Origin of the sequence: Pseudomonas sp. HR96 (assembly GCF_034059295.1) — a bacterium.
GTDB lineage: Bacteria > Pseudomonadota > Gammaproteobacteria > Pseudomonadales > Pseudomonadaceae > Aquipseudomonas.
The window spans coordinates 2,143,400-2,167,928 of record NZ_CP139141.1 but is presented as its reverse complement, the minus strand read 5'-3'; the positions used below and the strand labels follow the sequence as shown (position 1 = coordinate 2,167,928).

The window sequence follows — 24,529 nt, the reverse complement described above, 5'->3', positions numbered from 1 at the left end:
GCAGATACATAGCATAGTGCCACTACCTCCCATCTATTTTTATCGGCCGCCGCCGCAATATGTCAGGGCCGATACCCATGAGTCACCGACTTCCCATCAGCCGGCGGCCGCTCGCTTGATAACCTTGCGCCGAGCCAGATGGCTCGCCTTCTTATCAGGATTGGAAAAAACACCATGAAAGCCGGATTACTGGGCTGCGTATGGACACTGCTCGCGGTCACCCTGCCCACCCTCGCCGCACAGGCGCCCCTGTCCGCAGCGCCGGCACAACTGGCGAGCGTGGCGCCAGTCAGCCAATGTGCAGACCTCGCGTCGATAACGCTCGATGACATGGGCGGCGCCGGCAGCCGCATCGACTCGGCCCGCGAGATCGACCATCAAGGCACCGCCGTCTGCGAAGTCAGGGGCAATTTGGCACCCACGATCGGTTTCCAGATCCTGCTGCCCACCCACAGCTGGACCCAGCGCTATCTGCAGATCGGCTGCGGCGGCCTGTGCGGGCGGGTGTCCGAGCAAGTGGGGGCCGCCGCAGGCTGCGCTCCACTGGCATCAGGAGGGTTCGTCCAGGCGTCCACCGACATGGGCCATCACGGCAACGGCGCCGAATTCGGCGAGGACCCGCGCAAGCGCAGCGATTTCGCCTACCGCGCGGTTCACCTGACTGCGGCGGTGGCCAAGCGGGTGATCCAGGCCTATTACGGTCAGGCGCAGCGCTACGCCTACTTCAGCGGCTGTTCGGACGGTGGCCGCGAGGCACTGATGGAGGCGCAGCGGTATCCCGAGGACTTCAACGGGGTCATCGCCGGTGCGGCGGCGCTCAACTTCCAGACCCAGAATGCGCTCTATCACGCCTGGTTGGCGCGCTCCAACACGGCGGCCGACGGCAAGGCGATCGTCACCGCCGCGCGCTTGCCGCTGCTGCATGAAGCCGTGCTCAAGGCCTGCGACGCGGCAGACGGCCAGGTTGACCGCCTGCTCAGCGACCCGCGCGCCTGCCACTTCGACCCGGCCGTGCTGCAGTGCGCCGACGGCCAAGCCGGCGAGCAATGCCTCAGTCAACAGGAGGTCACCGCAGTCACACGGTTCTACAGCGGCCCCGTGGACCCGGTGAGCGGCAAGCGGCTGATCATCAGCGGCCTGCTGCCCGGCTCGGAGCTGGCCTGGGCCGGCGTGTTCGTGCCGGCCAACCGGGACCAACCGGTGTTCAGTTCGATGATTGCGTTGCAGGCCTTGCAAAGCGTGGTGTTCGAGCACAACCCGGCGGCCGGTTTCAAGCTCGCGGACCTGGCGTTCGACCAGGCCACGTTCGATCGCCTGCGCCCGTTGCATGCACTCTACGATGCCACCAACCCGGACCTGTCGCGCTTCGCGGCTGCCGGCGGCAAGCTGATCATCTGGCACGGCTGGGCCGACCCGCATATCTCGCCGATCAACAGCATTGCCTACCACGAGGCGGTGCAGCGCCAGATGGGCCAGGCGGCCACCCAGGCGTTCGAACGGTTGTACCTGTTGCCCGGCGTGCACCACTGCGCAGGCGGCGAAGGCCCCAGCCAGATGGACCTGCTGACGCCAATGCTGGCCTGGGTGGAACAGGGGCAGGCGCCCCAAGCGATCATCGCCACCCAGGTGGACGCACCACCGCCCGGCGGCCGCGGCTTCGGCGCGCCGCTGAGCCGTCCTGATGAGCCAGGCCAAGCCGCGCCAAACCGAAAGGGTCCGCCGCCGGGCCTCGGCAGCCTGCCGGTCAGCCCGGCAGATGCCGCCAATGCCGGCCGCTCGCGCCCCCTCTACCCCTACCCCTATACGGCGGTGTACAGCGGCCAGGGCGATCCCCGCAAAGCCGACGCCTACCGCCCGGCCCAATTGCAAAGCCAGGGCAGCGTGCCGCAGTGGCTGGGCAGCGACTTTTTCTCACCTTACCCGTTCAAGCTCTGAGCGAGTTGGCGCAGCGGCGCACAACGCCGCTGCGCCAGGCAATCAGTCGGACACCTTGATTGCACCGGCTCGCCTGAGCAGCAGGCGCTCCAGTGCGGCGACGATGGCGACCTCGACGTCTTCTTCGACCACCTCATAGCCGCAGCGCACACAACTGTGGCCAATGAGTTCGACCAGGTCGCTGATCTTGTCGATATTGAGGTCATGGGTATCGAATGGAATGGCGGCGCATTTGGGGCAGGCCATTTCGGATGGGGCGGTGAAATCACGAGGCATGATTTTCCTTTCCCAGCGAAATGCCGGATGACATGAATGCGCCGTTTGCCGGTGGATAGCCAGCGATTGCCGATGAGGGGCCTATTCATTTGCAGTGACGGCTGATCCAGGCCTGTGTCCATGCAGCAGGCACCCTGCGAGCCGGATCAGCCAGTCATGCAGGACTCAGGTGCGGTTCAAGGTCCGGTCCGAACCATCCTGAGCCAACAGCAGTTGCCACCCAGCTGGATGCCTTTGCGCCGCCGTGGAGCCAACGATCGTTGGCGCCGGCAGAGTCCCACGGCGCAGCTCAGCGCAAAATGCATCGGCTGTGGTACTACAGCTGCGGGGGGGCACGCAGGCCGTGGGGACCACCGCACGGCTGCCCACTCGCTAGAGCAAGGCCGATGCAGCCAGCCGCCCATCAGGCGAGCGTGGCTAGTGATTTTCACCACGCTGCATTAATGTGTGCGCCATTGGCACAGGCTCAGGGAACAGGCATGAAAGCAAGGATGGCTGCAGCATTGATGATGATCGCCGGCGCTGCCTGCGCCGACGACCTGAAACCGTTCAAGTTCGAGGTGGATCCGCCGCCCGCTCAGGTCAGCGCTGCGCCGATCTGTGGTTTTGAAAATTTCACCGCCCCGGCCGATCTGGTGGTTTACGCCGCTGGCGGCTATTCAGGACGCGAGGTGGGGTTTCAGATCGATCAGAGTGGCAATCAGGCCACGCAATTCGACATCGCGGTCAACAGCCCGGACAAACCCGTGGCCCTGATTCTCGGCGCCTATGACCCCACCGTGTGGAATATCGGCTGGACGCCGGGCACCCGGATCGTCGCCGTCTATGTTTCCGGCTATAACCGGCAAGTGCTGGCCGGGCTTGACTCGACGGTGCCCGTGCTCAACAGCAGCTACGAAAACAAGGGACCCTGCGGTTATTCCTACGTGAGCAGGGATTCCACCGTGGGCTTGAACCCTTTGTCGCGACGCCTGTTCGGCCAGCCGGTGTCGATGGTCTATCCGGGCGATAAATCCGGCAAGATCCTGATTGGTTCGCCCTTGGGCCCCAATCCCCGGCTGGTGACCTCTTCGGCCGTCACCCCTGACTCCCTTCGCGACAAACAAGGGCCTTTGGCGGGCCAGGCCGGGATCGACGAAGCCGTGCGCAATGGCTCGCTGCGCGCGGCCACCCGCGACGACGTTCAAGCCTGGGTCGACGCCAGGGCGGCGGCCACACCCGCTGAACGCGACGTTCCGCCGGTGGCCGGTGGCGCCGCGGCGCGCCCCTTGCCGAGCGTATCCGGGGCCTATGTGGTGCTCAAAGCCTTCACCTTCCCGGCCGGCTTGTATGGCGGCCATGCGGTCACGTTCTACGTGCCCAGGGGCGTCCCGCTACCGACCGGGCAACGGGGACATTCGGCGGTCTACGATTTCAATTCGTTGCACTGTGAAGGGCCCTTATGTCGCTGATCCGGGCGCTGCAGGGGCCGTGACCACGGCGAGGCTGATTCGATTCATGAAATTTTGCTCAGCCTGGATCCAGTACTCGATTTCTGCCCCGTCCATTCAGCAATATAAGCGTGCGCGCCGCTGAGGCGGGCCTGTGCAGTCGCCATCGGTACCCACAAGATCCACACGTCGCCAGGCCGCGCTGGCCTCAAGGAGCAACCATGAACCTCGAAACCCTGGCCAGGGCCGCCATCGTCGAATGGCAGGCGCGCCTGGAGCGTGGGGAAATCTCGCAGCTGGAGTGCCGGGAGGGCATCCGGCGGATCCGCGAGGCCCAGGGCGATCGCACCCCTGAGCGCCCGCCCCGGGAAGCACTGCGCTGGCAACTGCAGGAAAGCGCCGCCGGGATCGAAAGTGCTTCCAGGGCAGGGGTCAGGCCGTGGGTGGTCCTGGCCGACGATTACGACGCCCTTGCCCGGCAATTGGCGAGCTGTCAGGCGCGCATTGCCGAATTGGAAAACCGCCTTGGCTCCAGGTTTTCTCACCTGGGGCATGCCGCCAGAGGCTGACGCGGGCGACGGCATTCAATCGATACGCGGTGGCTGACGGTTTGTGTGGTGGCGATTCAGACCGGTGATGTATGACTGCCACTTGTCGATGCAGTCATCCTGATGGGCGATGGCTGTGCACCACTTCTGCCCTGCCATCTGATGGGCGCGGACAAGGTGCATCACAATGATCGTCGAGGCGTCCACATCCAATACCAGTTGCAGGGCGCGGGAGCGGAATTCAGGGCCTTTATCCATAAAGAGGTACCTCGGTGCGGTTCCGTAAGCCAGTCCCGTCACACCTTCGACACCCTCTTTGGGCTTACGACCTATCGGCATGACCGCCGGTCTGTCGCCAGTACTGGCGACAGTGTCCATCCCCGCAAAACCTGCAACGGTGCCGGCAATCAGACCCGCGCCGCCGTCAAGGTCACCGAACCCCAGGTGGTGCGCCAGCGACGCTTGACGCTCTGCAAGCCGAACCAGGCGACCACACCCAGCACGGCGAACAACCACAGGCCCAGCTGATAATCACCGGTGCCTTGCTTGATTGCGCCAAGCCCCGCCGCCAGCAGGAAGCCGCCAATCCCTCCGGCCATGCCGACCAGGCCGGTCATGACGCCAATCTCCTTGGCGAAGCGCTGCGGCACCAGCTGAAAAACCGCGCCGTTGCCGGCGCCCAGGCCGAGCATGGCGCTGACGAACAGGGCCAGCGCTGCCATCGAGCTGGCCAGGTGAAAGCCCACGGCGCCAATGCAGATGGCCGCCAGCGCATACATGCCCGACAAGGTGCGGATGCCGCCGAAGCGGTCGGCCAGCGCGCCGCCCAGCGGGCGCATGAGGCTGCCACCGAAGACGCAGGCCGCGGTGTAATAGCCTGCGGTGACCGGGCTGAGCCCATACTGGTCATGGAAGTACCCAGGCAAGGCGCTCGCCAGGCCGATGAAACCACCGAAGGTGACGCTGTAGAAGAACATGAACCACCAGCTGTCGCGGTCTTTCAGGGCCTTGAGGTAGTCGGCCACCGACTTGGCCGGGCTGCGGCCCGGCGCATTCCTGGCCAGCAGGCTGAAGATCGCCAGGGTCAGCACCAGCGGAATTAGCGCCAGGCCGAAGACGTTGGTCCAGCCAAAGGCGGCCGCCAGCAACGGCGCGGCGAGGGCCGCCAGCACGGTGCCGGAATTGCCCGCGCCAGCGATGCCCAGGGCCTTGCCCTGATGCTCGGCGGGGTACCACTGCGAGGCCAGCGGCAAGGCCACGGCAAAGGACGCGCCGGCCATGCCCAGGCACACGCCCAGCCCCAGCGCCTGGGCATAGCTGTGGATACCCAGCTGCCAGGCCGCCAGCAGCGCCGCGATGACGATCACCTGGCCGATGATGCCAGCGGTTTTCGGCGACAACCGATCGGCCAGCACGCCCATCAACAGGCGCAGCACCGCCCCGGCGAGGATCGGCGTGGCCACCATCAGGCCGCGCTGCTCGGTGGTCAGCTGCAGATCGGCGGCGATCTGTACGGCCAGCGGCCCCAGCAGGTACCAGACCATGAAGCTCAGGTCGAAATACAGAAACGCGGCAAACAATGTTGGTATGTGCCCGGCTTTCCAGAAATTGTTGTTCATCCAGCACCTCATCTGCAAAAAACTGTGAAGGTCGTGTGTGCAGGTGAGTGACCGCCGACGGCCACTCCACCGCCTCGTCTTCGAGGCCAGAAACGCAAAGACGCCGCCTCCCCTGCCCGCGTGCGGGCAGAGAAGAGCGACGTCTTTGTCGTGGTGGGGCAACCGCCGTTGGTTACCGTTGAGCGGGATACAGCAGTTTGTGTGCCAAGTGGCGGCGCAGGCTCTGGCGCGCGGCGCGCGGTCGAGCAGGCCGTGGCGTTCTGCCCTGCGGCGTGGCACGGGCAAAGCCCGGGTGCCGCACGCTGGTGCAGGTCAGCCGAGCATGTCGTTCATGGCGATGATCTGCTCGGCCACCTGGATCAACTTCTGCTGCCGGCTCATGGCCTGACGGCGCATCAGCGTGTAGGCCTCCTCCTCGCTGCACTGCTTCATTTTCATCAGCATGCCCTTGGCCAACTCCACGCGCTTGCGTTCGGCCAGTTGCTGCTCACGGGCGTGCAGCTGCGAACGCAACACCTGGTCGGACTCGAAACGGGCCATGGCCACGTCCATGATCGGTTGCAGCCGTTGCGCATTGATACCTTCGACGATGTAGGCGCTGACGCCCGACTTGATCGCCTGGCGCATCACGCCGGGGTCATGCTCGTCGGTGAACATCACGATGGGCCGCGGGCGATCGCGCGTCATCATCACTACATGCTCCATCACGTCGCGCCCGGGTGACTCGGTGTCGATCAGCACCACGTCGGGCCGCACCGCCTCGACCCGGGCCGGCAGGTCGATGGTCAAGCCCGATTCGTCGATGACCTCGAAGCCGGCTTCGCTGAGGGCAGCGCGCAGGCGGCCGACCTTTTTCGAGGTGTCGTTGATCAGCAGGATGCGCAGCATGCGGGCCTCCGGTTACTGGTCATGACGGGCATGCACGGCGAAGCTGCGTGCATAACTCAGCGGATCGCTGCCGTCCCAGACGCGGCCATCAGCGAACTTTGAGCAGCGCAACGCACCGGCGGGCGCGGCGATCTCCAGGCTGCCGGCCGCCTGGCGGTACAGGTCGATCTGCTGGACCCGGCTGGCCACCGCCAGGTAATCCGGATCGTCGCGCAGCAGCCCCCAGCGCCGGAACTGGGTGAGAAACCACATGCCGTCGGACAGGTACGGGAAATTGGCCGCGCCATCGCCATGAAAGCGCAACGGGTGCGCGTCCTGCCACTGGTTGCCCAGGCCGTCCTCGTAGTGGCCGAGCAGGCGCGGCTCGATGCGGCTGGCCGGCAGGTCGAGGTAATCGCTGGCGCTGAGCAACTGCGCGGTGCTGCGGCGGTTTTCCGTGCTGGCATCGATGAAGCGGCTGGCTTCGAGCACCGCCATGACCAGGGCGCGGGCGGTGTTGGGGTAGGCTTCGACAAACTCGCGAGTGCAGGCCAGGACCTTTTCCGGGTGGTCGGGCCAGATGCTTTGGCTGGTCGCCACAGTGAAGCCCTGGGCATGGGCGACGGCATCGGCGCACCACGGCTCGCCAACGCAGAACCCGTCGATGCGCCCGGACTGCAGGTGGGCGAGCATCTGTGGCGGCGGAATGACCACGCTGTTGACGTCCTGCAGCGGGTGGATGCCCAGGCTCGCCAGCCAGTAGTACAGCCACATGGCGTGGGTGCCGGTGGGAAAGGTCTGGGCAAAGTCGAGCTTGCGGGCATTGGCCAGCACGTGCTGGCGCAGCGCGCTGCCGTCCGTGACGCCTGCCGCCTTGAGCGGCTGCGACAGGTTGATGCTCTGGCCGTTCTGGTTGAGGCCCATGAGCACCGCCATGGGCGTGGCCGGCGCCCCACCGATGCCCAGTTCGATGGCATAGACCATGCCGTACAGGGCGTGGGCGGCGTCCAGTTCGCCACTCAGGAGCTTGTCGTTGAGCCCCGCCCAGGAGGTCTGCCGGCGCAGGTTCAGGCTCAACCCATAGGGTTGCGCAAAACCCTGGGTCGCGGCCACCACCACCGAGGCGCAGTCGCTCAGCGGCATGAAGCCGATATTCAATTCGGGCTTTTCCGGGCCGTCGCTGCCGGCCACCCATGCCAGGGCATGCAGCTGCGCAAGGGTATCGCTGTTGTCGCTCATGCCGATTCGTCCTGCCTGTGTTGCCTGAAAAAAACCTGCGCCGACGGCCACCTGCTCAATACACATCACGCAGGTAGCGACGCTCCTTGCTCATGCTGCTGACGTAGAGCGCCGCAGCACCGCTGCTCATCTTGCCATGGCGCTGGACGATCTGCTTCAACGCCGCGTCGACGTCCTTGGCCATGCGCGCGGCATCGCCGCACACACACAGACACGCGCCCTGCTCCAGCCACTGCCAGAGCTCGGCGCCGGCTTCGAGCATGCGCTGCTGCACGTAGATCTTGTCGGACTGATCCCGCGAGAACGCCGTGTCCAGACGCTGCAGCAGGCCGCTGCGTTGCCAGTCGCGCAATTCCTCGCGGTAGTAGTAGTCGCAGCGGGCACGCTGCTCGCCGAAGAACAGCCAGTTGGGGCCCTGGGCAGCACGGGCCTGGCGCTCTTGCAGAAACGCCCGAAACGGCGCGATACCGGTGCCCGGGCCGACCATGATCAAGGGCGTTGCCGGATCCTGGGGCGGGCGGAAATGCGCCGATTTCTGCAGGAAAATCCGCGCGCCTTGAGCCTCGGCGCGGTCGGCCAGAAAGGTCGAGCACACCCCGCCCCTGGCCTGTGCCTGGTGCTGATAGCGGACCGTCGCGACCGTCAGGTGGACCTCATCGGGGGTGAGCGCGGGGCTCGAGCTGATCGAGTACAGGCGCGGCTGCAACGGCTTGAGCATCTCCACCCAGCGCGCCGCCTCGAGCTGCAGGGGATACTCGCGCAACAGGTCCGGCAGCTGCCGGCCCCACAGCCAGGCCTGCAGGGCCGCGGGTTCGTCGTCCAGGCGTTCGCTCAAGCGCGCGTTGGCGCTGTGATGGGCGACCCGGCGCAGCAGGTCCGGATGAATGCGGGCGATCTCCAGATGCTCGCTCAGCGCCTGGCGCAAGGGCATCGGCCCGTGGCCCGGCAGTTGCACCGCCGTGTCGCCCGGGTGGCCGATGAGGCTCAACAATTCTTCGACCAGCGCCGCGTCATTGCTCGGCCAGACGCCGAGTGCATCGCCGGCCTGATAGGGAAAGTCATGGCCGGCCAGGTCGAACACCAGATGCCGGGTTTCCTTCTGCGCACCTTTGCCGTTGAGCACACGGTTGTGCAACAGCCGTGCGTGCAGCGGTTGCTGGCGGGTGTAGGGGTTGGCGCTGTTCGCCGCCCCCGGGGAGGATGCCGTGCCGGCCTGAATCGGTGCGCCGGGCGCGAGCTTGGCGCACAGTTGCCCGAGCCATTGCTCGGCAAGCTCCTGATATTGCGGTTCGCACTCCAGCCGTGGCTGTATCCGCTCGGCCCCAAGCGCCGCCAGCCGTTCGTCCAGCTTGCGGCCAAAGCCGCAGAACTGCTGGTAGCTGGAATCCCCCAGCGCCAACACGCTGAAGCGGCTGGCCGCCAGCGCCTGGGGCGGCGCATCCTGCAGCAGTTGCCAGAACGGCTCGGCGTTGTCCGGGGGGTCGCCATCACCAAAGGTGCTGGTCACCAGCAGCACACCGGCAGCGCTGCGCAGTTGTTCCAGGCTGGACTCGGCCATGGCCTGCACCTGCGCGGGTCGGCCTGCCTTGCCCAGGCGCTCTGCGCAGGCGGCGGCCAGCACCTCACTGTTGCCGGTCTGCGAGGCCCACAGCACCAGCAGCTGCGGCGCCTGGGCATCGGGCAGCGTTGCAGCCTGCTGTTGCGCACCAGCATCGCTGGCGCTGGAAAATAGCCCCGCCAGCACACCGTTGAGCAGCAGCCTCTGCTGCACGCCGAAGGGTGCGCTGGCGGGTATCGTCGGCACGCCCTGCCCGACCCGCTCGCGGCTGCGCAGGCCCAGCAGGTAGCCACGCATGTACTGTTGCTCGTCGGCGCTCAGGCTCGGTGGCGTAGCGCCTTGCAGGTCGAGCAGGCGGGCAAGGGCATCGATCGGCACGCTGGCTGGCTCCTGGATGGAGGCCTGGGCGACGGGCGCCCCAGCCTTGGCTTGCAGCTCGACGGCGCAATACTTGAACGCCGGTTGCAGGGAAATCGGATCGACAGCATCGGCCGTCACCGCATTGATCGCCAACCGTTCGCCAAACACGTCGTTCCAGTGGAACGGCGCAAAACAGGTGCCGGGGCGCACCCGGTCGCTGATGACTGCCGGCAGCTCGGCAGTGCCGCGCCGCGAGCGGATCTGTACCGGGCTGCCAGCCGTGATGCCGAGCCTGGCAGCGTCACTGGGATGGACCTCGACGAAGGGGCCGGGGTTGAGTTTGTTCAGAGCCGCGACCTTGCCGGTCTTGGTCAGGGTGTGCCATTGGTGTTGCAGGCGGCCGGTGTTGAGCACCATTGGAAACTGCTCGTCGGGCAACTCCGCCGGCGGCAGGTGCGGCCTTGCGAAGAACTGCGCCTTGCCGCTGGGCGTGGCGAAGACGATGGAGGGGGACGCCATCGCCGCGGCGGCGCAGCGATAGCGGATCGGGTTGCGCGGCGGCGCCTGCTCGCTCGCACAGGGCCATTGCAACGGCTGCTGGCGCAAGCGCTGATGGCTGACGCCGCGCAGGTCGTAACCGGTGGCCGGGTTGCAGGCGCCCTTGATTTCCTCGAACACCTGGGATGCGTCGGCGTAATCGAAGGCTTCGCCGTAGCCCATGGCACCGGCGACGCGGGCAATGATCTGCCAGTCGGCCATGGCCTCGCCGGGTGGCTGCACCGCCTGCTGGGTGAGGGTCAGGTTGCGCTCGGAGTTGACCATGACCCCCTCGGCTTCGGCCCACAGCGCACCGGGCAGCAGGATGTCGGCAAAGCGATTGGTCTCGGTGTCCAGGTAGGCGTCCTGGGTGATGACCAGCTCGGCGCGGCGCAGGCCGTCGATGACCTGCTGGCGATTGGGCACGCTGGCGACCGGGTTGGTGCAGATGATCCAGCAGGCCTTGATCTCCCCCGCCGCCATGGCCTGAAACATCGCCACGGTACCGCTGCCGGCTTCGGCGCGCAGGGTGCCAGGCGCCACGCCCCACAGCTGCTCGATGAAGGCGCGGTCCTGAGGGACCAGCGCCGAACGTTGCCCTGGCAGGCCGGGTCCCATGTAGCCCATCTCGCGGCCACCCATGGCGTTGGGCTGGCCGGTCAGGGAAAACGGCCCGCTGCCGGTGCGGCAGATCGCCCCCGTGGCCAGGTGCAGGTTGCACAGCGCATTGGTGTGCCAGGTGCCCTGCACGCTCTGGTTGAGGCCCATGGTCCAGCAACTCATCCAGTTGCCGGCTTCGCCGATCCACTGCGCGGCCTGGCGAATCGCCGTCTCGCTAAGGCCGGTGACCTGGGCGACGAACTCGGGGGTGTACGCCTGCAGGAAGTCTTCCATGACCTCCCAGCCTTCGGTGAACCGTGCGATGAAGTCCGCATCGGTATGGCCGTTGCTCACCAGCAGGTGCAGCAGGCCGTTGAGCAGCGCCAGGTCGCTGCCGGGGGCGATCTGCAGAAACAGGTCCGCCTTGTCGGCGGTGGCCGTGCGCCGCGGGTCGACGACGATCAGCCGAGCACCGACCTTCAGCCGGTCGAGCAGACGCAGGAACAGAATGGGATGACAGTCGGCCATGTTCGCGCCGATCACCAGAAACACATCGCTGTGGTCGAAATCGTCGTAGGCGCCCGGCGGCCCATCGGCGCCCAGCGACAACTTGTAGCCGCTGCTGGCGCTGGCCATGCACAGTCGTGAGTTGGACTCGATATGGCGGCTGCGAATGAACCCCTTGGCCAGCTTGTTCGCCAAATACTGGGCCTCCAGCGACATCTGCCCGCTGACATACAAGGCCACGGCATCGCCACCGTGCTCGTCGACGATCGAGCGCAGGCGCACGGCGGTGGCCTGGATGGCCGCCTCGATGCCCATGCGCACCGGTTCATGGCTGCGCTGCTGGCGCACGAACGCATGCTCCATGCGCCCGCTGTTGGCCACCGCCTGGCCGCAGGTGCTGCCCTTGGTGCACAGACGCCCGGCGTTGCTGGGGTGCTGCTTGTCGCCGCTGACCTTGACGATCAGATTGTTCTCCACCTGCATGACAATGCCGCAGCCGACGCCGCAATACGGGCATACGCTGCGCACTGCGGTGGGAACAGCTGTGGGGGTGCTTGAACCTGAGGCCTGCGCCATCGCCCTTCTCTCTCTTGCAAAAAACGCAAAAAGCGCCGGCAGCTCGACCGTTTTTCAACGGGAGCGGCACGGCGCCTTTGTCGTGGGTGTTGCCTGATGGATGGCCATCGTCGTTGACGGCCTTTGCCATGGCGCTGCAATGGCTGGGCCAACCCGGCAGGTGCCGCCGGGCCGCAGGGCCTGCGGCGCCGCAAGCCCGCCGGATGCCTTGCGATAGTGCAACAAGAGTGTATGTGCACCATTGCAGATCCTCGCCTGCCAGGTGGTAACCGCTGCTAGCTCCCGCCGCGCCCGGCTCTGTGGCCGTTGCCGGTTCTGGCATAACCGCTGCATGGGTTTTGTCATCTCGCCGCGCAGCAGCGTGCGGGAAGCCCGCGCGATCAACGCCGATCGTTTGGCCTCAAGGCCTGGGCACGCACGACTGCGGACGGCTTGCGGGCCCCGCGGCAAGAACAGGCAAAGGCGCCTGGAACCTTTTGGTTCCAGGCGTTTTTTTTTGCCTTGAAAAAACCGGATCGGCTTCGATGGGTGCAACGATGAACAGCCAAGAAATGAACAGCCTCGACGTGAGTGACCTTACCAACCTCGTGGTCATCGGCAACGGCATGGTCGGCCACCACTGCGTAGAGCAATTGCTGGCGATGATGGCGAACGGCGCCCTGGCCCGCCAGCGGATTCACGTGTTCAGCGAGGAGCCGCTGCGCGCCTACGACCGCGTGCATCTTTCCGAGTACTTCACCGGCCGCGACGCCGAGTCCCTCGCCCTGGGCGATGCCGCGCTCTATCAGCAAGGCGGCGTGACCCTGCACCTGGGCGAAGCGGTGCTGGAGATCGACCGCGCCCGCCAGCAGGTGGTCACCGCCAGCGGCCGCCTCGACTACGCGCAGCTGGTGCTGGCCACCGGTTCCTATCCGTTCGTGCCGCCGATCGAGGGAGCTGGTGGGCATTCGCGCCTGGTCTACCGCACCCTCGCCGACCTGGACAACATTCGCCTGGCGGCGCAAGGCGCGCGCCGCGGCGTGGTGGTGGGCGGCGGCCTGCTCGGCCTGGAAGCGGCCAATGCCCTGAAAAGCCTGGGCCTGGAAGCCCATGTGGTGGAATTCGCCCCGCGGCTGATGCCGGTGCAACTGGACGACCTCGGCGGGGTGGCGCTCAAGGCCCGCATCGAAGCCCTGGGGGTGGGCGTGCATCTGTCGTGCGCGACCCAGTCGATCACCGCCGGCAGCGACTATCGCTACCGCATGTGCTTTGCCGACGGGCAGTCGCTGGAGACCGACCTGGTGGTGTTCTCGGCGGGCATTCGCCCCCAGGATGCACTGGCCCGCCAGTGCGGCCTGGAGTTGGGCGCACGTGGCGGCGTCGCCATCGACAGCCATTGCCGCAGCAGCGACCCGGCCATCTATGCCATTGGTGAATGCGCGGCCTGGAACGGCGCGATATTCGGCCTGGTCGCCCCCGGCTACGAAATGGCCCGTTGCGTCGCCGCGCAATTGTCCGGCCAGACCGCGCAGCCCTTTGTCGGCGCCGACATGTCGACCAAGCTCAAATTGCTCGGCGTCGACGTCGGCTCGATCGGCGATGCCCACGCGGCCCAAGCCGGCGCGCGCAGCTATCGCTACATCGACGAAGCCACCTCCAGCTACCGGCGCCTGGTGGTCTCGGCCGACGGCAAGCGCGCCATCGGCGCGGTACTGGTGGGCGACAACCGCTACTACGACACCCTGCTGCAATACATCCAGAACGGCATCGCCCTGCCGCAGGACCCGTCGAGCCTGATCCTCCCGGCCACTGGGGCAGCGCCGGCGCTGGGCGTCGACGCCCTGCCCGCCACGGCCACGGTATGCTCCTGCCACAACGTCAGCAAAGGTGCCATCTGCTGCGCCATCGACGCCGGCTGCGGCGACCTGGCCGGGCTCAAGGCACAGACCCGCGCGGCGACCGGTTGCGGCGGCTGCGCCAGCCTGCTCAAGCAGGTGTTCGAGCATGAACTCACGGCCCGTGGCGTGGCCGTGGACACCAGCCTGTGCGAGCACTTCCCCTACACCCGCCAGGCCCTGTATTCCATCGTGCGGGTGGAGGGCATCGAAACCTTCGAGGCGCTGCTCGCAGGCCACGGCTGTGGCGAACTGGGCTGCGACATCTGCAAGCCGGCGGTGGCTTCGATCCTCGCCTCGTGCTGGAACCGCCCGATTCAAGAGCCTTGGCTGGTGCCGTTGCAGGACACCAACGACACCTTCATGGCCAACATGCAAAAGAACGGCACCTACTCGGTGGTGCCGCGCATCCCTGGCGGCGAGATCACCCCCGACGGCCTGCTGGCCATCGGCGCGGTGGCGAAGAAGTTCGACCTCTACACCAAGATCACCGGCGGCCAGCGCATCGATCTGTTCGGCGCGCAGCTGCATGAGCTGCCCGACATCTGGGGCGAGCTGATCGCCGCCGGTTTCGAGACCGGCCACGCCTACGGCAAGTCCACTCGCACGGTGAAGAGTTGCGTGGGCAGCACCTGGTGCCGCTACGGGGTGCAGGACAGCGTGCAGATGGCCCTGCGCATCGAGGACCGCTACAAGGGCCTGCGCTCGCCGCACAAGCTCAAGTTTGCGGTCTCGGGCTGCACCCGCGAGTGCGCCGAGGCGCAGAGCAAGGACGTTGGCGTGATCGCCACCGAAAACGGCTGGAACCTCTACATCAGCGGCAACGGCGGCATGCGCCCGCGGCACGCCGAACTGTTCGCCACCGACCTGGACGACGAAACGCTGATCCGCTACATCGACCGTTTCCTCATGCTATACATCCGCACGGCCGACAAGCTGCAGCGCACCTCGGTGTGGCGTGAAAGCCTGGAAGGCGGCCTGGACTACCTCAAGGGCGTGATCATCGACGACAGCCTGGGCCTGGCCGCAGAACTGGAGGCGCAGATGCAGCAGGTGGTCGACCGCTACGAATGCGAATGGGCCAACGCTCTCAAAGATCCCGAGAAGCTCAAGCGCTTTCGCACCTTCGTCAACGCCCAGGGCGCCGACCCAGACCTGCGCTTCGTCCGCGAACGCGGTCAGCGTCGCCCCGCGCGGGCCGATGAAATCCCTCTGGTCGCCGCCGAGGTCGTCAACATCATGGAGGTGCTGTCATGAGCCCATCATCACCCCTTGCAACGCCCCTCGAGCAGACCTGGCAAGTGGTGTGCAACCGTGCCGATCTGGTGGCCAACTCCGGCGTGGTGGCGTGGCTGCAGGGCCGCCAGATCGCGCTGTTCTACGTGCCCCAGGGGTCTGACGGCGAGCAGGTGTTCGCCCTCGACAACTGCGACCCGCAATCCGGCGCAAACGTCATCGGCCGCGGCCTGCTTGGTAGCCTGAACGGCAGGCGCGTAGTGGCCTCGCCCCTGTACAAACAGCATTTCTGCCTGCAAGACGGCACCTGCCTGGAGTCGGCCGAGCAGCGCCTGCAGGTCTGGCCGGCGCGCATTCGCGGCGACAGCGTGGAGCTCGCAGGGCTCGGTTGAGCTCAGCTGCGCACCGCCCGGTACAGGGCTCGGATGAGGTCGGACTGAGTGATCATGCCGACCACGCGGCGGTCGGCTTCGATGATCGGGATGTGCCGGTGGCCGTGGTCCGCGAACACCGGCACCAGATCGATCAGCAACCGGTCGGCGCTGGCCACGCGCACGGTGCGGGTCATGATGCTGGCAACGACCTTGTCGGCCAGGGCATCCAGCCCCGTGGAACCGATGAAGTCCGCCACCGTCACGATGCCCACCAGGTGTTGCTGGCGGTCCACCACCGGCAGCGCCTTGACCTTGTGCGAGCGCAGCAGCGCCCAGGCCTCGCGCAGCGCCATCTCCTGGCGGGCGACCACCGGGGTGGTGCTCATTACGTCGGCGCACCGCAGCCCGCCCAGTTTGCGCTGATAGGCAAAGCCTTCGGCGTGCTCCAGCAGCGACTGCAGATCATCCCGGCTGACGTCCAGCACCTGGTTGTAATGAGCCAGCGCCGCGTCCAGATCCTGCGTGGTGAAGCGCGCCGGCTCCTGCGCCTTGGCAGGCTGCAGATGCGGCCAGGGGCGGCCAGTCAGGTTGTTGTAGATCAGGCCAGCGGCAACCAGCAGCAGCGAGTCCACCAGCACAGGATTCAACGCGAACTGCCAGCGACTGTTGCCGGCGAGCACGGTGAGCAACGCTGCGGCGCCGCCCGGGGGATGCAGGCAGCGGCCGAGCAACATCACCGCAATCGCCGCCCCCACCGCGACAGCGCCGGCCAAGGTCGCGTTGGGTACCCAGGCCACACAGGCCACACCCACCAAGGTGGACAAGGTATTGCCGGCCACCACCGCCCAAGGCTGAGCGAGAGGACTGGACGGCACTGCGAACACCAGCACCGCACTGGCGCCGATGGGGGCGACCAGCATCAGCGCGAGCGCGCCGTGCTCGGAGGCCACCGAGCCCTCGAGCAGCAACCCGGCCGCGAGCGCTACCAGCAACAGGCCCAGCGCCGCTCCGAGCGTTGCGCGGCCTTTCTCTTGAGTACTGATAGCGACCGGCGTGGGCCAGAAGGCCTTCAGCCGTGTCAGCGCGCGGCGAAGCGCCGAGGTTACAGGAGGCAAAATAGGCATGAGATAAGCGCAATCTTGAAGTCGGGCGCGAGTCTACCCGAAAAATACCCCAGGCTCGCCCACGAGGAGTGAAGCGGGCATCAGACCAAGACAGCGTGTTTTCTTCACCGGGCGCGCCGTCGAGGGACGGCGGGACGGTCAAGTACGAGCGAGGCTGGCGACCGGGATGGTCATGGTTCAGCGTGCCCAAAGCTGATGCACCTTTTATGAGGTGAATAATCATATTCTCGGTCATAGCGCAGCGGTTGCAGCTGCCGGTCCAGGACCTCCCTGGCCAGGGCGTCACACCGCGAAGCGGCAGGAGCATGAGGCCCCCGCGCAGCCATTGCATAAACGCTCAACAAGCCCAGCATCACAATCCATACAGTCTTCATTGCTCGCCCTGATCAAGATGATCCAACAGTAGTTGCGAGCATCAGAGCCAAAACTCAAACAGTCGTTCAATGGAAATGCGCAAGTGTAGAGCGCTTCAGAAGGCGCGGTTCAGGGCGGGGAAAAGCGCAACCGATCTTCCATTTACCCCTGTGCTCTGGACTTCTGGCCGCGGAGCCGCCTGGTCCCGCAAGCCTATCCAGGGGTGACATGTGGCGCTAACCTGATTGGCGGCGAAGCCGGGGACATGAGCGCTATCCGCATCTATATGATGACGAAAGATGGCTTCGACCTGAAAGACGTGCAGGATATGCTTTCGAGTTCTGTCCTGTACTCGAACCAGAAGGTGTTGAGCAAAATTGTGGGCAAGTCGGTCCAAACAATCCAGCGCCAAGGTAGCAGCAAGCAGCCGACGCAACTGACCTCACAGCAGAGCGCCGTAGCATTTCAATACGCCAAGGTGCTTGAACACGCAACCACCGTGTTCGGAAGCCAGAAATCGGCTGAAGACTGGCTGGCCAAGCCCTGCAAATTTCTTGAAGGCGGGGTGCCGCTTGATCTGATCGAAAACGCGGTAGGGTTTCAGGCTGTCGAGGATTACCTGGAGCGCATGGAGCTGGGTGTCTATCAATGAATCCACTGCCCTGGTCACCCTCCTGGCGCGCTTGGCGCCTCGACCGCGAGCATTACAAAGACACCTGGGACAGCGGGATTGGAGCCTACAAGCTAGGGGGTCGGTGGAACTCGATCGGCCGCAATGTGGTGTACGCATCCGCCGATCCGTCAACCGCCATCCTTGAGGTGGCGGTGCATTCAGGCTTTGACGTGCTCGATACCGTCCCCCATGTTCTCACATGCTTCGAAGTGCTGGATCAGAGCCTTATCAAGGTCGTGCAGCGCGAGGACGTTCCTAATCCGGTGTGGCTTACCAGCGCCGCTGCCTCACCCAACCAGCAGAAGTTTGCTGACGACTTGTTGGCTACGCATCCGTTCGTACTGATTCAATCGGCGGTGACGCAACATTCATGGAATCTGCTGATCAGCCTCGACTTGGCCCAAGGCAAGTATCGACTTGTCAGCCAGGAGCGATTCGGCTTGGACACCCGGCCGATCAAACCTTGACGTCACAGGCGCTGTCTGCACCAGCTGTGTGGTTCAGCTAATGTCCACAGATGGTGCTCCAGTTTGACCGGGTAACGGCCCTCGCGACCAAGGGCGGCTCCTACGACGCGCGTGCGAATCTAGGGGCACCGCTTGCCCGCGAGAGCCGACCGATCAGAACGGCAGCTTCAACTTCAGCGACAGAGTCTGATTGGTAAAGTCCGTGCGCGCTTCGGCGTCGTAGTTCACCGACAGCTCAGTGCCGTTTTGCGCGATCCTGGTGGTCACCCCCACACCGCCTCGTGCCAGCCATGGGCTGGAACTCTGGCCGACGGTGTTGAAGGTATTGCCCGGCGCGCCGGCATAGCTGGAGGTCAGCATCGAGTCGTCGTGAATGACGTCGTAGCCCACGCCCAAATTCGCGGTCAACTGGGTGCCCGGAATCACCTCATGCACCACCTTGCCATCCAGCCCCAGAATCAGCTGGTCGGTCTGATGCTTGTCCACGTCGAGCAGCAATGGATTGATCGCCGCGCTGCCGCTTTCGTGGTAGCTGTCGTCCTTCATCCAGGTGTAATCGGCGCGTACCGACGGGATGAAACGCGTGGCCGGGCTGATGACGTAGGCCTTGGCCAAGGCAACACCGGCCGTGACGCTGCGGCTGTCGTAGTTGGATTTGGCCTGGCCACTGATGCCGTTCAGATCGAGGTCCCGCTTGCCGTCGTTGCGGTTCTGCCCGACACCGGCGTGGAAGCTCAACTCGGTGTTGGGGGCAAGGGTGTAGCTGCCGTAGCCCATCAGTTGATACAGATCGACCTTGGCGCTTTGCGCGGAAACATCGGCTTTGCTGTTGGTGTCGGCGTTGGCGTAGGAGAACGACACGCCCAGGCGCAGCAGTTCGTTGACCGGCGCATCCACACCGAAGGCCATGCCGTAGACCGAAGCGTCATAGCCCGGGGTGTTGCCATGCTGGCTCTGGTTGATCCACGAACCGAACGGCTTCATCCACAGGTTCTTGTCGCCGTAGAAACCATCACCCGATGCCAGACCGGTGTTGGCGTCGATCCGCGATTGCACCACATCGGCAATGGTCGACAGCGTTGACTGACTGACCTGGGTGGCGGCCACCGCGTTGGACGGCAAGGTCTGCGATATGGCACTGGCCACGTTGCTGCCGCTGGTGGCGCCGACAAAGAACGGCGTCAGGCTGCTGTTGGTGGCAATGGCGCTGTCCAGCGCACGGGCGGCGCTAAGGTTGGCGGTGCCGATCCCGGACACCGCCTGGGTCACGGCAGTGGCGGACTTGGGCGCGGCCACCAGATCGACGCTGTTGCCGTCTTTCACGCCGCTGAAGTTATAGAGGGCCGAATTGCTGGTCACCGCGTAAGTGCCATTGGAGTTCAGGGTACCGGCACTCAGCACGTTGGCCAGGGTGGCGCCCTGGAAGGACTGGCCGCTATTGACCACATCGACGTCGAATTTGGCCTGATCCGGCAAGGTGGCCGTGCCAGTGACCACCAGTTTGCCGAAGTGCGTGGCGTCCACCGCCTCGGTGGTCAGGGTGGCAGCGCTGCCTTGCACGTAGTTGCCAGCGATGGTAGCCGTGGCGTCCGAAGCCAGGCGCAGGGTGCCTTGGTTGTCGAAGCTGGCGACCGTGAACAGGTTGCCGTTGTTCAAGGTGTAGGTCGCGCCGCTGAGCAGGTCGACGGTGGCCGAAGGCGCATGCACTTCACCGCTGAACACCGCGGTATTGTTGCCCGCGATATCGATTTGCGACAGGCTGGCGTCGTTGGACAGCACGGCGTATTGGCCACCGCTGAGGGTGCCGCTGTTGACCAAAACACCCACCGAGCTGCCGGTGGCCACGACCCCGTTGGTGCTGCCGCTGATCACGCCACTGTTGTCAACGCTGCCGCTGACCGTGGTGTTCTTCAACGACAGGCCGCTGCCGAAGCCGCTGTAGAGCGTACCGCTGTTGTTCAGGTCACCGCTGATCAGGCTGCCGCTGATCGACAGCGCCGCCGGGTTCAGCTGGGGGGTGTAGGGGTTGCCGGCGTTGCCGGCCGTGATCAAGCCGCCATTGTCGATACCGCCCAGAGTGCTGCCACTGATGTTCACACCTTCAGGCCCGCTGAACACGCCCGTGGCGCTGTTGACCAGGCCGCCGGCGATGGTCGAAGTGTAGATCGCCAACGGCGCGTCGCCGCTGGTGATGCTGCCGCTGTTGAGCAGCTGACCGGCGATGGACGTGCCGGACAGAGTCAGCCCATCGCCATTGCCCGTCAACACCCCGCTGTTGATCAGATTGCCGGCAATCTTCGCCTGGGTAATCACCACCGCATTGGTGTTGGCGGCGATGACGCCGGTATTGTCGATATCGCCGTTGATGTTGGAGCGGAACACATACAACGCATTGAACAGCCCGCTGACGGAGCCGCTGTTGAGCAGGTTGCCGTTGAGGGTCGAATCGTACAGTTCCAGTGCCGCGGTGGTGTTTGTGCCGATGCTGCCCGAGTTGTTGATGTTGCCGTTGATCACGCCATCGATCATGTACAGCTGCCGGCCGATGACGCCGCTGTTTTCGATACCACCGCTGGTGATGGTGCTGCTGTGCAGCGCAATGTCGGCGGTGACCGTGCCTGTGTTGACCAGTCCTTGCGCCAAGGTGGAGTAGCTCACGTCAACACCGTTATTGTTGCCGCCGATCACGCCCACGTTCACCAGCTGGCCCAGGATGTTGCTGGTGTTAAGGCTCAAGGTGGTGGTCGTGCCACTCAAGGTGCCGAAGTTGAGCAGGTTGCCATCGATCTCGGTGCGGGTCAGGGAGACTGCCGAGCCGCCGCTGCTGGTGATCAGGCCATCGTTGATCACGCTGCCCTCGATGAGGGTTCCGCTGGTGGCGATGCCCGTGGTGGTGGCGGCAATGACGCCGTCATTCAGGTTGGCAAGGTAGCCGGCCAAGGTGGTCTGCCCCCGCGAGCCCATCTGGTTGGCGGCGTTGACGATGCTGATGCCGGTGGCACCGGTGATGGTGCCGCTGTTGACCAGGCTGCCGCCGATGGACACGCCGTTGACGCTGATGCCGGTGGCGGGGGCGGCGATGGTGCCGGCGTTTTGCACGTTCCCGGTGACCGCCGAGCTGCTGATGCTCAGGGCATCGACCGGACCTGACAGCGTGCCGCTGTTCAGCACATTGCCACTGATCAGGCTGGCGTCCAGCACCATTCCACGCACCGACGTGGCGCTGCCTATCTGGCCCGAGTTGACGATGTCGCCAAAGTCGCTGACGTTGGTCAGGCCAAGGCCGTCGGCGATCACACCACTGTTGGTCAGGCCGCCACTGGCCAGGGTCGAACTGTGCAGCAGCAGGCTGGCGCCAACGGTTCCGCTGTTGGTCACGCCGTTGGCGATGCGCGAGGCATCCACGTAAATGGCATTGCCGCTGGCCAGGGTCCCGCTGTTGATCAGCGCACCGCCGATGGTGCTGCCGTTGAGCCAGACGCCGTAGAAGCCATCCGAGCTGATGGCGCCGGCGTTGATCAGGTCACCGGTCACCAGCGACTGCTGCACATTCAGCCCGACCGAGCCGCTGACCGAGCCACTGTTGTAGAGGTCGCCGTTGACGGTGCTGCCCACCAACGACAACCCATAGCCGCCACGGGACGAGCTGAGGGTGCCGGTATTGACGATGTCCCCGCCCAGCGTGCTGTTGGCGATTTCCAATGCGCTCTGGCGGTACACCTGGGCCTGGCCATTGGAGTAGAAGACGCCGTTGATGGTCCCGCTGTTGACCAGCCCGCCGCCCACGGTGCTGGAATTGAGCGCCACGCCGTCGACGTAGCCGCTGTTGTTGAATTGCCCGGTGATCAAGCTGCCGGTGACACTCAATCCCAGCAGGCCTACGCGGTGGATGGTGCCGCTGTTGTCGAGGTCGCCGTTGATCGTGCTGTTGTTGATCTCCAGGTTGTACAACCCACCGCCCATGGTGCCCGTGTTGGCAAAACCGCCCAGGGTGCTGTTGTTGATGAGGTTCTCGGAAACGCCCTCGAGGGTGCCGCTATTGGTCACGCCGCCGGCGACGCTGCTGGTGAGCAACTGGAAGGCGGCATTGACCGAACCCTGGGCGGTGTTGAGCAGCTGGCCGGTGACCGTGGAGTGGTCGAGCAGGAAGCTGGTGGACCCCTGCATGTCGCCGTTGTTGACGATGTCGCCGTTGACTTGGCTGCCAGTGAGCTGCAGGTTGGTTTGACCGTAGACCGTGCCGTCGTTGTGGATACCAGCCAGTGTGCTGTCAGTGACGCTGATGCCCTGGCCGACCACACCGCTGTTGCTCAAGCCGCCGCCTGCCAAGGTCGAGCCGTCGAGCTGAATGCGCCCGCCTACAAGGCCGGTGTTGGTCAGCCCATTGCCCACGTACGAGCTGTTCAGATAGATGTCGCGGTTACCGGTGACGGTGCCGCTGTTGACCAGGGCGCCGCCGACGGTGCCGCCCTCCAGCCATATGGCGTACTGGCCGTACGACGCGTCAATGACGCCCGAGTTGGTCAGATTCCCCGCCACCAGCGATTGCTGCACATTGATCCCCACCGCACCCGACAGCGATCCGCTGTTGATCAGGTCGCCCGACACCGTGCTACTGCCCAGGGACAGTGCATAGGCGCGGGACGTACTGGCCTCCCCACTGTTGACCAGATTGCCGATGATCGTACTGTCGTTGACGCTCAAAGCGTTTTCACTGCGCACGTGCCCGAAGCCGTCAGGGTTGGTCGTGCCGTACAGTGCGCCGCTGTTGGTCAGCCCGCCTTCTACCGTGCTGGCGTTGAGCGCGATGCCATTGGCCACGCCGCTGCCGCTGTTGAGTACCTGCCCGGTGACCACAGTGTTGTCGAGCTGCAAGCCAAACTTGCCTCCCAGCACGCCGCTGTTGGTAATACCGCCCACCTGGCTGTTTGCCAAGTCGATGCCAGCGGTACTGGCCGACAGCGTGCCGGCATTGTTCAGCACGCCCGTGATGGTGCTGCCGCTGACCTGCAAAGCGTAGCGGCCGCCGTTCAATACGCCGCTGTTGCTGAGGTTGCCCAGGGTGCTGTTCTGCACCACCAGCCCCTCGTCACCGCCATAGATGAGGTTGCTGTTGCTCAGGCTGCCGGCGATCTGCGTGCCGGACACCAGCACCCCGACATCGCGCCCCCAGACCGTGCCGGTGTTGTTCACCGAGCCGTCGACCGCGCTGTTGGTCAGGGTCACGGCGTCGGCGCCGCCGGACGCACTGCCCGACAACACAACGTCAACGAGCACATGGCTGCCATCCACCGCCACGGCGTACCACTGGCCGACGATGTTGCCCTTGTTGATGATCGAGCCGTCGACGGTCGAGCCATCGGTGACGTGCAGTCCGTAGAACGCGGTAATGGCGTTCTGGTTGTCGAGGTTGCCGCGCAGGGTCGATCCCTGCACCAGCACACCAGTAGAACCCACGCCCAGCCCGTTGAGCCTGCCGGTGTTGATGATCGAACCCAGGCTGCTGTCGGTGACGTTGATCGCCGTGGCGCCTTCGAGCAGTTGATTGCTGTTGGTGATGTCGCCACCCAGCGCACTGGTGTCCAGATGGATACCGTTGGTCTGGCCCCACAGGGTCCCGGTATTGTTGATCGAGCCACCGACAGTGGTGCCCGACAAGCTCAGGGCGTCGGCGCCACCGGATGTGCTGCCCTGAAGCTTGATGTCGCCAGCGATCAAGCTGTTGCTGGCGGTGATTGCATCCAGATCACTGACAATATTGCCGGGGTTGAGCACCGAGCCGCCAACTGTCGAGCTGTTGATGGTGATGCCGTTGGTGGCCAGCAGCGGCCCGGAATTGACCACGTTGCCGGCGGTGCTGGTATGGTCCAGGACGATGCCTTCGGCAAGGGCATAAGGGACCCCCACCAGGCTGCCAAGCCCCAGGGCAGCGGCGGTCGCCAAGGCTCTGCGAGTGGAAGAAGGTTTGCCGTGTGCCTTGCCATGCTCGTCCGTGACCACAAAAGCGCAGCGCACGCTGCTCCATATCACCCGGTGAACCTTGTTCATTGAATTGAGTCCTGTGCAAGAGCGATTGTCGCCAGATGTGCTGGAGTAGACACATTTCTAGCTGCACAACGACGGATCGTCAATGTACCGGCGGATTATTTTTTCGAAATTTTCACATTTGGGTTTTCGACGTTTTTTTGGCTTATTCGATTTCGCTATGGATTGTGGATCCAAGGACTGGTGAGGTAAACGACAATGCACTGGCATGATTTGAACGACACCGCTAATTCCGCCAAATTGTCGTCATACTAGTTTGCCCGACGCGGTGCGCAGGGGTTTCGATATTTCACTCGGATGATGGGGTGTGATCGAGCGCGATTGGACGAC

The 24,529-nt window shown here is 64.9% G+C and carries 15 protein-coding genes; 7 read left to right on the top strand and 8 right to left on the bottom strand.

Going from position 1 to position 24,529, the window contains the following annotated elements; all coding sequences use genetic code 11:
* The first annotated feature begins 174 nt into the window (after positions 1-174).
* Positions 175-1,935, top strand: a complete 1,761-nt coding sequence (locus tag SFA35_RS10060; protein WP_320577809.1) for a tannase/feruloyl esterase family alpha/beta hydrolase — start codon at positions 175-177, stop codon at positions 1,933-1,935.
* A gap of 42 nt (positions 1,936-1,977) precedes the next feature.
* Here SFA35_RS10060 and SFA35_RS10055 read toward each other — a convergent pair whose 3' ends face one another.
* Entirely contained in the window at positions 1,978-2,211 is a 234-nt protein-coding gene (locus SFA35_RS10055; protein ID WP_320577807.1) for a hypothetical protein, read from the bottom strand.
* 479 nt (positions 2,212-2,690) lie between these two features.
* On the opposite strand from SFA35_RS10055, the gene SFA35_RS10050 reads away from it, so the two are divergent.
* Both SFA35_RS10050 and SFA35_RS10045 read left to right on the top strand, forming a co-directional pair.
* Positions 2,691-3,662: a hypothetical protein gene (locus SFA35_RS10050; protein WP_320577805.1), complete on the top strand. Its 972-nt coding sequence runs from the start codon at positions 2,691-2,693 to the stop codon at positions 3,660-3,662.
* Positions 3,663-3,862: 200 nt separating this feature from the next.
* Positions 3,863-4,210: a hypothetical protein gene (locus SFA35_RS10045; RefSeq protein WP_320577803.1), complete on the top strand. Its 348-nt coding sequence runs from the start codon at positions 3,863-3,865 to the stop codon at positions 4,208-4,210.
* A 15-nt stretch (positions 4,211-4,225) separates the two neighbouring features.
* Here SFA35_RS10045 and SFA35_RS10040 read toward each other — a convergent pair whose 3' ends face one another.
* The 5 genes from SFA35_RS10040 to SFA35_RS10020 all read right to left on the bottom strand — a co-directional run bounded on the left by SFA35_RS10040 (position 4,226) and on the right by SFA35_RS10020 (position 12,052).
* Entirely contained in the window at positions 4,226-4,567 is a 342-nt protein-coding gene (locus tag SFA35_RS10040) for a hypothetical protein (RefSeq protein WP_320577801.1), read from the bottom strand.
* Positions 4,568-4,596: 29 nt separating this feature from the next.
* On the bottom strand, positions 4,597-5,808 hold the full coding sequence (locus SFA35_RS10035; protein ID WP_320577799.1) for a nitrate/nitrite transporter: 1,212 nt from the start codon (positions 5,806-5,808) through the stop codon (positions 4,597-4,599).
* Between the two features lie 312 nt (positions 5,809-6,120).
* Positions 6,121-6,696 (bottom strand): ANTAR domain-containing response regulator, encoded by a 576-nt coding sequence (locus SFA35_RS10030; protein WP_320577797.1) that lies wholly within the window; start codon positions 6,694-6,696, stop codon positions 6,121-6,123.
* A gap of 12 nt (positions 6,697-6,708) precedes the next feature.
* Positions 6,709-7,914 (bottom strand): CmpA/NrtA family ABC transporter substrate-binding protein, encoded by a 1,206-nt coding sequence (locus tag SFA35_RS10025; RefSeq protein WP_320577796.1) that lies wholly within the window; start codon positions 7,912-7,914, stop codon positions 6,709-6,711.
* 55 nt (positions 7,915-7,969) lie between these two features.
* Positions 7,970-12,052, bottom strand: coding sequence for a bifunctional nitrate reductase/sulfite reductase flavoprotein subunit alpha (locus SFA35_RS10020; protein WP_320577795.1), 4,083 nt, complete (start codon positions 12,050-12,052; stop codon positions 7,970-7,972).
* A gap of 551 nt (positions 12,053-12,603) precedes the next feature.
* On the opposite strand from SFA35_RS10020, the gene nirB reads away from it, so the two are divergent.
* Both nirB and nirD read left to right on the top strand, forming a co-directional pair.
* Positions 12,604-15,183 carry a nitrite reductase large subunit NirB gene (nirB, locus tag SFA35_RS10015; RefSeq protein WP_320578957.1) on the top strand — a complete coding sequence of 860 codons (2,580 nt, stop codon included), beginning with the start codon at positions 12,604-12,606 and terminating at the stop codon, positions 15,181-15,183.
* Positions 15,180-15,554, top strand: coding sequence for a nitrite reductase small subunit NirD (gene nirD / locus SFA35_RS10010; RefSeq protein WP_320577794.1), 375 nt, complete (start codon positions 15,180-15,182; stop codon positions 15,552-15,554). Before nirB ends, nirD begins: the two co-directional genes overlap by 4 nt.
* Positions 15,555-15,556: 2 nt before the next feature.
* Here the strand turns inward: nirD and SFA35_RS10005 are convergent, their stop codons facing one another.
* The gene (locus tag SFA35_RS10005) at positions 15,557-16,660 is read right to left on the bottom strand and encodes an HPP family protein (protein WP_320577792.1); all 1,104 of its coding nucleotides are present in this window, start codon (positions 16,658-16,660) and stop codon (positions 15,557-15,559) included.
* 619 nt (positions 16,661-17,279) lie between these two features.
* On the opposite strand from SFA35_RS10005, the gene SFA35_RS10000 reads away from it, so the two are divergent.
* Together SFA35_RS10000 and SFA35_RS09995 are read left to right on the top strand one after the other, a co-directional pair.
* Positions 17,280-17,666, top strand: coding sequence for an antitoxin Xre/MbcA/ParS toxin-binding domain-containing protein (locus tag SFA35_RS10000; protein ID WP_320577790.1), 387 nt, complete (start codon positions 17,280-17,282; stop codon positions 17,664-17,666).
* The gene (locus SFA35_RS09995; RefSeq protein ID WP_320577788.1) at positions 17,663-18,154 is read left to right on the top strand and encodes an RES family NAD+ phosphorylase; all 492 of its coding nucleotides are present in this window, start codon (positions 17,663-17,665) and stop codon (positions 18,152-18,154) included. The genes SFA35_RS10000 and SFA35_RS09995 overlap by 4 nt, the downstream gene beginning before the upstream one ends.
* 153 nt (positions 18,155-18,307) lie before the next feature.
* On the opposite strand, the gene SFA35_RS09990 is transcribed toward SFA35_RS09995, so the two are convergent.
* The gene (locus SFA35_RS09990) at positions 18,308-24,202 is read right to left on the bottom strand and encodes an autotransporter domain-containing protein (protein ID WP_320577786.1); all 5,895 of its coding nucleotides are present in this window, start codon (positions 24,200-24,202) and stop codon (positions 18,308-18,310) included.
* Positions 24,203-24,529: the final 327 nt, after the last annotated feature.

What these genes read in the sequence shown, in the direction of transcription:
- SFA35_RS10035 (WP_320577799.1), bottom strand. Translation starts at nt 5,808, where the DNA reads ATGAACAACAATTTCTGGAAAGCCGGGCACATACCAACATTGTTTGCC.
- SFA35_RS10050 (WP_320577805.1), top strand. Translation starts at nt 2,691, where the DNA reads ATGAAAGCAAGGATGGCTGCAGCATTGATGATGATCGCCGGCGCTGCC.
- SFA35_RS09995 (WP_320577788.1), top strand. Translation starts at nt 17,663, where the DNA reads ATGAATCCACTGCCCTGGTCACCCTCCTGGCGCGCTTGGCGCCTCGAC.
- SFA35_RS10040 (WP_320577801.1), bottom strand. Translation starts at nt 4,567, where the DNA reads ATGGACACTGTCGCCAGTACTGGCGACAGACCGGCGGTCATGCCGATA.
- SFA35_RS10005 (WP_320577792.1), bottom strand. Translation starts at nt 16,660, where the DNA reads ATGCCTATTTTGCCTCCTGTAACCTCGGCGCTTCGCCGCGCGCTGACA.
- SFA35_RS10020 (WP_320577795.1), bottom strand. Translation starts at nt 12,052, where the DNA reads ATGGCGCAGGCCTCAGGTTCAAGCACCCCCACAGCTGTTCCCACCGCA.
- SFA35_RS10025 (WP_320577796.1), bottom strand. Translation starts at nt 7,914, where the DNA reads ATGAGCGACAACAGCGATACCCTTGCGCAGCTGCATGCCCTGGCATGG.
- SFA35_RS10045 (WP_320577803.1), top strand. Translation starts at nt 3,863, where the DNA reads ATGAACCTCGAAACCCTGGCCAGGGCCGCCATCGTCGAATGGCAGGCG.
- SFA35_RS10055 (WP_320577807.1), bottom strand. Translation starts at nt 2,211, where the DNA reads ATGCCTCGTGATTTCACCGCCCCATCCGAAATGGCCTGCCCCAAATGC.
- SFA35_RS10030 (WP_320577797.1), bottom strand. Translation starts at nt 6,696, where the DNA reads ATGCTGCGCATCCTGCTGATCAACGACACCTCGAAAAAGGTCGGCCGC.
- SFA35_RS10000 (WP_320577790.1), top strand. Translation starts at nt 17,280, where the DNA reads ATGAGCGCTATCCGCATCTATATGATGACGAAAGATGGCTTCGACCTG.
- SFA35_RS09990 (WP_320577786.1), bottom strand. Translation starts at nt 24,202, where the DNA reads ATGAACAAGGTTCACCGGGTGATATGGAGCAGCGTGCGCTGCGCTTTT.
- nirD (WP_320577794.1), top strand. Translation starts at nt 15,180, where the DNA reads ATGAGCCCATCATCACCCCTTGCAACGCCCCTCGAGCAGACCTGGCAA.
- SFA35_RS10060 (WP_320577809.1), top strand. Translation starts at nt 175, where the DNA reads ATGAAAGCCGGATTACTGGGCTGCGTATGGACACTGCTCGCGGTCACC.
- nirB (WP_320578957.1), top strand. Translation starts at nt 12,604, where the DNA reads ATGAACAGCCTCGACGTGAGTGACCTTACCAACCTCGTGGTCATCGGC.